The sequence below is a fragment of the uncultured Campylobacter sp. genome (genome assembly GCF_938018035.1).
Classification (GTDB): Bacteria; Campylobacterota; Campylobacteria; order Campylobacterales; family Campylobacteraceae; genus Campylobacter_B.
In genome coordinates this window covers 1-3,092 of record NZ_CALIJF010000094.1, presented here as the reverse complement: position 1 = coordinate 3,092, position 3,092 = coordinate 1, and the positions used below count along the sequence as shown (strand labels likewise).

Below are 3,092 nucleotides of genomic sequence, written 5' to 3'. Positions count from 1 at the left end.
TGGAATTCTTGGAATTCTTGGAATTCTTGGAATTCTTGGAATTCTTGGAATTCTTGGAATTTATCGCGGTGCCGTCGCGGTAGAATTTTATTGTATTTTTTGTATCTGTAAACATAAATTTTACCGCCAGCCGGCTTAGGGCTTCTCTGTATGCGCTAGATTAAATTCTATTTTGCAAAAATAGCGAATTGGCAGTGTAGCCATAAATTTCGTACTTACTAGCAAAAATTTTGTCATTTGCTGTAAATATGGAGCTAAATGCCAAAAAAACGCAAAATTCCCGCATAAATGGTGCGCAAGCTAGACGAAAGTGCTAGGCAAGCAAAGCGGTGTGAGAACTCGCAAAGCTCAAAATTTTACTCGCTGGCGCAAATTTAAATATACTTTAACGAATAGAAGTGTAAAATACGCCTCAAATTTCAACGATCAAGGGTTTTTATGCTAAAAGACATCTTCCTTTTCGGCGGTTTAATTTCTTACGACCACACTTTTATCTACCTTTTTTACTTCTTTTTGGTCGTCGCTATCATCGTAGCCGTCGCGCTTTGCTCCACTCGCTCGCTTCAGCTTGTACCACACGGCATGCAAAACATCGCCGAAGCCTACCTAAGCGGCGTACTAACGATCGGTAAGGACGCGATGGGTAGTGAGGAACAAGCCAAAAAATATCTTCCGCTAATCGCAACATTGGGATTTGTGATATTTTTTAGTAACGTTATCGGCTTGGTGCCGGGCTTTGAGTCGCCGAGCGCGAGTCTAAATTTAACCCTTTCGCTTACGCTTTGCGTTTGGTTGTATTACCATTTTGAGGGCGTTCGCGAGCATGGTGTGATCAACTATTTAAAACACTTTATGGGGCCGGTAAAAATCCTAGCTCCGTTTATGTTCGTTATAGAGATCGTCTCGCATTTTTCGCGCGTCGTATCGCTTTCTTTCCGACTTTTCGGAAACATCAAAGGTGACGATACCTTCCTGCTCGTTATGCTTACTCTCGCTCCTGCGCTAGTGCCGATGGTGCCGTTTGCGCTGCTTACTTTTATGGCGATTTTGCAGACTTTCATTTTCATGGTTTTAAGCTACGTTTATCTAGCGGGCGCCGTGATCGTCGATGAGCATTAATTTTAAGCGAAATTTTTTATACTTCCTCGTGGGTGCGTCGTTCGGATTGATCTTCGTCGGCGCATTCGTCTTTTTTGCCTATCCGTCATTTTATTTTTTGGGGTTAAAATTCCTCTTCATCTGCACCGCTCCGGGCGTGATATGCGTAATCATCACCTGCTTGATGGTTGATGTTTTCGATCTGAAAGAAAAGCTCCTTAGCGGCGGCGAATAGAAATCTATCCGATTAAATTTTAAAATTTAGCCGCGCCGCGCGCCGCTACAAGCGAGTATTAAAGCAAAAAATTGTAAAATTACGCGAAATTTTTATTCTAAAAGGTTAAGTTTATGTTTGAAACCGTGATCGGCCTAGAGGTACACTGCCAGCTAAATACCAAAACCAAAATTTTCTGCTCCTGCCCCACGAGCTTTGGCGACGAGGCGAATTCGCACGTCTGCCCGACCTGCCTGGCGCTTCCGGGTGCTCTTCCCGTGCTAAATGAGGAGGCGGTTAAAAAAGCTATCAGCTTCGGCACCGCCGTTAATGCGACGATCAATCGCAAGTCGGTATTCGACCGCAAAAACTACTTCTATCCCGACCTTCCCAAGGCGTATCAAATTTCGCAGTGGACGATCCCGATCGTAGAGCACGGCGAGCTTTTTATAGCTGCGGACGGACAGAGCAAGCGCATCGGCATCACGCGCGCGCACCTAGAGGAGGATGCTGGCAAAAATAACCACGAAAGCTCGCGCAGCCTAGTCGATCTAAATCGCGCAGGCACGCCGCTTTTGGAGATCGTAAGCGAGCCTGATATGCGCTCTGCGGACGAGGCGGTCGCGTATCTAAAAAAACTCCACAGCATTTTGCGCTTTTTAAATATCAGCGACGCAAATATGCAGGAAGGCTCGTTTCGCTGCGACGTAAACGTCAGTATCCGTCCGCAAGGCGAGCAAAAGCTCTACACGCGCGTTGAGATTAAAAATTTAAACTCCTTTAAATTTATCCAAAAGGCGATCGAGTTCGAGATCGAGCGTCAGATCGAAGCGTGGCAGGACGGCAAATATGAGCAAGAGGTCGTGCAAGAAACGCGCCTTTTTGATACCGCTAAGCTTATCACCAAGCCGATGCGCAGCAAAGAAGACAGCGCCGAGTATCGCTACTTCCCAGACCCAGACCTGCTAACCGTGATTGTGGATGACGAGATGCTGGCTGCTGCGCAGCAGATCCCCGAGCTGCCCGATCAAAAAAAGGTACGCTACGTCCGCGAGCTGGGCGTTAAAGAAAAGGACGCCGAGATCATAATCTCAACCTACGAAAACGCGCGATTTTTCGAGGATCTCATCGCTACGGGGCACGAGCCCAAACTCTGCGTGAGCTGGCTTACCGTCGAGCTTGCGGGCAGGCTCAAAAATGGCGTTACGATCGAGGATTCGCCGGTAGGTAGCGCGAAGATGAGCGAGCTTTTAAGCGCGATCGAAGGCGGCGCAGTGTCGCAAAAGGCCGCCAAAGAGGTGCTTGATTATCTAATGGAGCACGACGAGGCCGTAAGCTCGGTCATCGACAAGCTAGGCTTGAGGCAGGTAAGCGACGACGGCGCGATTTTGGAGATCATAGCGCGCGTGATGAGCCAAAACGAGGACAAGGTCGCGGACTACCGCGGCGGCAAAGACAAGCTATTCGGCTTCTTCGTAGGTCAAGTGATGAAAGAGGGCAAGGGCGCGTTTAATCCTGCAAAGGTAAACGAGCTTTTGAAACAGAAGCTAGGCTGATTTCGCAGCTTGCGCGGCGGCAAAAAGCGAATTAAAGGCGGCGGCGCGAGTGCGATAGATAAAGCCTCTGGGATAAAATTTTAAATCTGCTCGCAGCGTTTTACTTCGAGCTAAAGCTTTCACGCACCAATGACGAAGGCTTTTGCGTGTTATAATTTCATTCGGCGCGATCTCGGCGGCTACCCGCTCTGTCTCGCGCACGTTTTGTTCTTTTGAGTTCGTTT

4 protein-coding genes are annotated in these 3,092 nt (G+C 47.9%); 3 read left to right on the top strand and 1 reads right to left on the bottom strand.

Features of this window, described 5'->3' with window-relative positions; all coding sequences use genetic code 11:
* Positions 1-438 precede the first annotated feature (438 nt).
* From Q0257_RS03180 to gatB, 3 genes are all read left to right on the top strand, one after another.
* Positions 439-1,119: a F0F1 ATP synthase subunit A gene (locus Q0257_RS03180; protein WP_177387592.1), complete on the top strand. Its 681-nt coding sequence runs from the start codon at positions 439-441 to the stop codon at positions 1,117-1,119.
* On the top strand, positions 1,109-1,333 hold the full coding sequence (locus tag Q0257_RS03175) for a hypothetical protein (RefSeq protein ID WP_297896069.1): 225 nt from the start codon (positions 1,109-1,111) through the stop codon (positions 1,331-1,333). The genes Q0257_RS03180 and Q0257_RS03175 overlap by 11 nt, the downstream gene beginning before the upstream one ends.
* 113 nt (positions 1,334-1,446) lie before the next feature.
* The gene (gene gatB / locus Q0257_RS03170) at positions 1,447-2,868 is read left to right on the top strand and encodes an Asp-tRNA(Asn)/Glu-tRNA(Gln) amidotransferase subunit GatB (protein WP_298021449.1); all 1,422 of its coding nucleotides are present in this window, start codon (positions 1,447-1,449) and stop codon (positions 2,866-2,868) included.
* Here gatB and Q0257_RS03165 read toward each other — a convergent pair.
* Positions 2,860-3,092 (bottom strand): hypothetical protein (locus Q0257_RS03165; RefSeq protein WP_298021445.1); only part of this gene is annotated, 233 nt, incomplete at its 5' end. The two genes, gatB and Q0257_RS03165, sit on opposite strands and share 9 nt — an antisense overlap.